The sequence below is a fragment of the Portibacter marinus genome (assembly GCF_021533195.1).
GTDB lineage: Bacteria > Bacteroidota > Bacteroidia > Chitinophagales > Saprospiraceae > Portibacter > Portibacter marinus.
On record NZ_JAJNKB010000023.1, the window covers coordinates 1 to 5,810 of the forward strand.

4 protein-coding genes are annotated in these 5,810 nt (G+C 33.2%); all 4 read right to left on the reverse strand.

Features of this window, described 5'->3' with window-relative positions; genetic code table 11:
- Positions 1-108: DUF6364 family protein (locus L2567_RS21415; protein WP_406626738.1), on the reverse strand; the 108-nt coding region annotated here is incomplete at its 3' end.
- Positions 109-257: 149 nt separating this feature from the next.
- Positions 258-1,208: an MBL fold metallo-hydrolase gene (locus L2567_RS20395; protein ID WP_235299712.1), complete on the reverse strand. Its 951-nt coding sequence runs from the start codon at positions 1,206-1,208 to the stop codon at positions 258-260.
- Between the two features lie 269 nt (positions 1,209-1,477).
- Positions 1,478-4,015, reverse strand: coding sequence for an AAA family ATPase (locus tag L2567_RS20400; RefSeq protein ID WP_235299713.1), 2,538 nt, complete (start codon positions 4,013-4,015; stop codon positions 1,478-1,480).
- Positions 4,016-4,040: 25 nt separating this feature from the next.
- Positions 4,041-5,402 carry an IS110 family RNA-guided transposase gene (locus tag L2567_RS20405; RefSeq protein ID WP_235299714.1) on the reverse strand — a complete coding sequence of 454 codons (1,362 nt, stop codon included), beginning with the start codon at positions 5,400-5,402 and terminating at the stop codon, positions 4,041-4,043.
- Between the last annotated feature and the right edge of the window lie 408 nt (positions 5,403-5,810).

The following is a 5,810-nucleotide window of genomic DNA, read 5'->3' on the forward strand; positions in this document are numbered from 1 at the left end:
CAAATATTCCTCTATTATGTTGGAAAGACTTCGACCTTGCTTCTTTGCATATCTTTTCGCCTTGTCTATTACATCTTTCTCTATCGATAATGTTAATTTCGTTGACATACGTATTAATTGATACGTGCAAAGATAAAAATCTTTTTACTAAGTATCAAGCCTCCGATCGTATAAATTGCTTACCACTAACGTGATAGCTGTAACCGTCGTGGCGTCTGCGATAGCAGCCATGACGTGTTACAGCGTGTTATGGGTAGTTACGCTTTGCTAATCCATTTCCAATTACTCTCATTTTGCTCTGCAATTCCTAATCCTGGGAAATCAAAATGGAAAGAATTTATGAGAGCATTTTCAGTAATCGAAATATTTAGTAATTTTTCTCTTGTTGATCTGGCTTTCTTATGATCATTATCATAATTAGTTCTCCAATTTAACTTCTCAATATGAATTGGATGTAAAAATGAGTCCGAAGTGTACAAAATTGATTCATCTCCCGATTTTATTAAAATTGCAATTTGACCAGGAGTATGACCAGAAGCAATTATTGATGTAATTCCTGGGATTATCTCATATTCATCTTGCTTTACAAAGCTGAGATTTTCATTTGAAAGTGGCTTGATGTTTTTTTCTACAAAAAGCTGAAATAATGGATTCTCATTAATTGATTTATTTGTATTCCAGTAATCCCATTCCTTTTGATGTACGTGAAATTTTGCATTCGGATAATTTAGTTTGCCATCAGAATAAATACCTCCGATGTGATCTGGATGAAAATGAGTAATGATGACATCTGTAATACTCTCATTATCAACTTCGGATTGCGATAATAAACTTAATAGTTGTCCTTTAAGAGGGAATGTTCTTCCTCTAAATGAAATTGGTGTATTGGAATAGCCAGATCCGGTGTCAATTAGAATTTTGCGATCATCTAATTCAATCAGCATAGCAATAAATGGAGAATTAATTTGGTCTGGATTAATGTTATATTTTGTTAGATATGATTCAAGTTCATTTGGTTCTGCATTTATGAAATAGTCTGTGGCTTTGTAGTTAAAGAGAAGGTCTTTATAAATAGTACAATTGGCATTTCCAATTGTTAATTTATGAATATCAGAATTTAACATTTCTAAGGGCAATTTATTTAGTACGCCTATTGCTAAAGGTGCTGTAGTCAGCAGGCAATTTTTAAGAAAGTCTCGCTTTTTCATTTTGAAGGTGTTTAATAATTGGATTGCCATTCATTCATTGTTTAATTGATTGAATGTCAGATACTTTATATGTTCTAAATGTACCTATTTAATCAGAAATATTCAATTATCTGAGTTAGAAGCAATTCACTCAATATGTAAATTTACTAAATCCGCTCCTGCAAATTTTGTCAGATTTAGTATGACATAATTACCCATAACGGGTCTGTGGCATGTGGAGGAGCGACGTTAGGAGCTCTTCCATCATCGCCACCTGTTATGAGCTGGCTTTATGCTCCACATATTTTACAGAATTCATCAAATTCAGACAATGCAGCTTCTGCATCTTCTATTGTCGGTAAAGTAGGGTTAAGATTACTTGCTGAATCATGAGCCCAATCAGAACCCTCTGTCATTCCTTTTTCAACACGATCTAATAAATCTTCTGTAATTGATATTCTTCTTAGTGGTTTTGTAGAAACACCAAATCCAAATCTCGTCACAACTCCTTTCAAAAGTCTCTCTTCAACTGCTCTTTCCCATCCTTCTCGTAAAAACACATACCATCCTTTAATTGCTTGCTCATACAAATCAGGTGATTCAGTTTCAATCTTTCTTATGCGTACCAATGCATCCCTTAAATATTTTACTCTTTTTGATACCTTTTGAGCAACCCAAGGAAGTTCTGGTCGTATTACTCCTACAGCATCTTTAAATCTTCTCATTGTAGTTATTTCACATTCTACATTTTCTTCACCTGCATACTTTTCAAGTTCCATCAAAAATGTTATGCTGTGAGTGAAAATTACAACCTGTTTAGTTTTTGATGCTTCTATGATTCTTTTGGTAATTAGTTTTCTTCTTTTGTGATCTAGTGATGTAATCGGATCATCAAATATTAACCCTATGTTTTCAGTATCTAAACCATTCTCAGTAAAGAAATCTGCAAGTGAAATGGATTTTTGTTCTCCTTCGCTTAAAATTTTATTTGCAGCTGTACCCTTTATTTGTAATCTTCTAAGTGTAGTTCCTTTAGAATTCCTTTGATTAATTTCAACTACTTTAGGAGCTCTTATAGCTTTGCATTCCTTTTCGAATTCACTTTTGTATTTTTCTGTAATTGCCACTTGAAATAATTCACCTTGCTTTTTTGTTATTGCATTAGTTTTTAATGAATTGACTGCTTTGTTTGCTTTTTCAGACCATTTCAATTCTGCTAGCCACTTATTTATAGAAGGTAATAATTGAGAAAGTAGTTTTGTGTCGTTCAATTCATTTATGGAATTTTGAATCTGGGCTATTTCTTTTGTTGGGTCTTTTTCAATAAGGGCTTTTCCCAGGTCATTTATTCTTTTTACTGGCTCATTCAAATATTTAAGATCGAATGTTTTATACTGTAATTCAATTTTTGACTGCGCTTGCGATAGTTTAGATAATATGTTACCAGTATTATTATTGCAATATTGAATGATTTCTTTTGTTGTATCTACAATGTCATTATGCTCTTCTTTTAGATAATTATAAAGTGAAGTTGATGAGTCAAATTTCAGATTAGGTAATGCTTTAATTGCGGATACTGATTTTTCAATTTTTTCTTTCACTCTATTTATCTCCTTTTGGACTTCACTCTTTAGTAAATTCCAATAGGCTTCAAATAATTCATTCTCTTTTTCATTTAATGATTGAAGGCAAAGAGGACATTGTACTAAATGTGTTTTTGAGTTTGTAAAAGTTGCTATGTATTCAGATGATCTTTCTAAGAATGACTTCCACTCATAAGATCCAATGTTTGGAATGTTATAGTTCTCGAAAGATTTAATTCCTTCTGTTTTTTCTCTCTTTTCAAGATCTAATTTGAGTTCAATAAGGGAGTTATATAGTTCAATGTCATCTTTAGATAGTTTACTAAGATAGGAGTTAATATATTCTCCTAATTTTATGATTTCTGTTTTCCTTTTTGAAAGTTCTTCAATCTTTTTTGGAATATTCTCTTTAGCCAGAGATTGCTTTTTATGAATTAACTCCTCTATTTTTTCCTGATCTTTTTGTGTAAAGGTTTCATAAGCTTTTAGGTCTTCTTTTTTTGTCGTGGCTGATAGATTTGATATTAATTTCTGAATTTTATTCTCAAATCTAAAGTTTGAAATGAATTCATTGGGTTTGTTACTGCGGGCAATATCATTGCTCAGAAGTTCTTTTAATCCCAAAAACAACTTCATTAGTTTTTCGAAATAATCAAAACCATTAGGTGTAAAAATCAGGTTGTTTTCTTGAGTTAATTGAATTGTTCCTGCTTTTGAGTCAAATACTGAAAATTTATGAAATACTTGATGGTCACTTTGAGTTGGATAAGTTACTTCCTCTATACCTGTATCTGTTAGAATATCAAATTGGCATTCTGGTTCTTCTTGCTCATCAGATTTGTTTATATCTGCTAAAATCTCTGTATCTCCTCTTGAATTAAATGCATTATTTAGTAGCCTTGTATATCCTGACTTTCCTGTTCCATTTTCTCCAAATATTATTGTAAGTCTATTAGATAATTGTATTTCTTGCTCTTCTTCTAATGCGTTAACATTTTTGATGTTTTTAATTTTACTTATTCCTAAAATTTGTGATGATGTAGAATCAGTTGATTTTTTAGCTTGTTCTAATTTCTGTCTTGGGTTGTCAATTTCTTTTAGATCATTGTCTTCAAGAAACAACTGATAGATTTCCTCAATAAAATCTTGGTCACATTCTTTTTTATCTAATAATTGATTTGTAGCATAAATCAACCAATATTTACTTCCTTCTATCCAGTCTGATATTTCTTGCTCAATGTTCATTTTTTATTTTTGCTTCTAACTAACGTTATTCCAAGTTACTGATATTCAGTCCTAATTCCATAGGGGAAATATTTAATTTGTTGATTTTCTTTTTCAATTCTTTGAGCATTTTGGATCTTTTCTGATCTCTGAACAAGTATGGTTCTGGTGGATTGTAAGGTACTTTCTCAACAACCATTTTCCAAATAATGACTACAAGTTTACGTGCTGTTGCTGTGATGGCAGCCACACGTCCTTTGCGGTAGGCGATCCTTCTAAAGAACTGCCCAAGATGTGAATCTTTGAGGTTACCTATTACATTGGCAGCTCTTCTTAATGCAATTTTGACATTATTGCTTCCTTTTCCGACTCTTCTACTTAATTTCTTTCCTCCCGATATTTTATTGTTTGGAGCAAGTCTTAGCCAAGAAGTAAAGTGTTTATAAGTGGGGAATTTTTTAAATCCCTGAGGTCCTAATTCACTCATTAGTGCAATCACAGTTCTGTCGGAGACACCTTCAATTGTCATCAGATCTACTCCTCCAAAGTATTGGTAAGAAATCTGATTGAGATCCATATTCTTGGGTGCATTCTTGTTTCTCTTTTTGTAGATCTTCTTAGGAGCTTCGAGTTCTTTCAATTCCGGATTTTGATTGAAGTGTTGGTCTATGAAAATCTTAATATGATTATCACATTCTTCAATTTTTACTCTGATGAATTTATAAGTTTCATATTCTTGCTTCAGTCCGAATAATAAATCTTGTCTATGATTGCAATTTAAAGCACGGGCAATTTCTTGAGGAGACTTTTTACAATTGCGATGAACGAGTTTTGAAAGTTCTTTAGGATCTGTAATTCCTTTACAGATTGCGTCGATTATTTTAAGTCCTGTAAGTCCTGCAATATCAGTGACTGCTACATCAAGTCTAAGGTTGAGAAGTCTTAGAAATTTTTGCATTTTTTGAATGACCGCAGCTCCTTGATTGAGCCAAGCAGTTCTTTGTCTACAGTATGTTCTTAGTTGTTCAGTCTGGTCGTCAGGAAGGAAGCTTCCAGTCAGCAATCCCAAGGTATGAAGCTTTTGAATCCACTGACAATCTTGAACATCAGTTTTTCGTCCTTTAATGTTTTTGGTGAACTTTCCATTAGCAAGGATGACCTCAAACCCTTTTTCTTGCAGGACTAAGTAGAGGTTTTGCCAGTAAGTTCCTGTTGACTCCATTGCCACAGTTTTGACATTGTGTTGCTTAAGCCATTTGGCGAGTACTTCATTATCCTCAGCAAAGACACCAAATTCTTTGACTTCACTATCGGTCTGACCAATAGCTACATAATGTGAACGACTGCCAATATCAATACCAGCAGCATGAGGGTGGATAATATCCATTTTCACTTTTCTTCTTCCCATGATTTAGGTTTTAAAAATTAGAAAATGGCTCTAAGAGAATGTATATTGGAAAAGATAATATTCTAAACGGGGTCACATAAGATCAAAATCTTTGCGCCTCCAATGAAATTTTTCACAAGTCTCGAAATGTATCTTCGGGACTTTTTACATTCCAACCAGGATTGCGCGACGGGCTTTATGAGCGCCACTTAAAAAATCGGTCTTGCATAGAGCACTATGCTTAAGATACGATGCTTTCGTTAGCTGTGGAAATTTCAATTTTTTTCATCGAGGATTGCTCATAACGGTGAATTGCATGGTGAGTATGAGCGATAGCGAAATATTCACTCATGCATAGTGTTCTCAGTAGTGCCCCCTTAAACACTTATTGAAAATTTTTCTCTATCAAATTTGAGTTGTGGATGATTG

Coding starts and splice junctions, on each gene's coding strand:
- L2567_RS20400 (WP_235299713.1), bottom strand. CDS start 4,015: ATGAACATTGAGCAAGAAATATCAGACTGGATAGAAGGAAGTAAATAT.
- L2567_RS20395 (WP_235299712.1), bottom strand. CDS start 1,208: ATGAAAAAGCGAGACTTTCTTAAAAATTGCCTGCTGACTACAGCACCT.
- L2567_RS20405 (WP_235299714.1), bottom strand. CDS start 5,402: ATGGGAAGAAGAAAAGTGAAAATGGATATTATCCACCCTCATGCTGCT.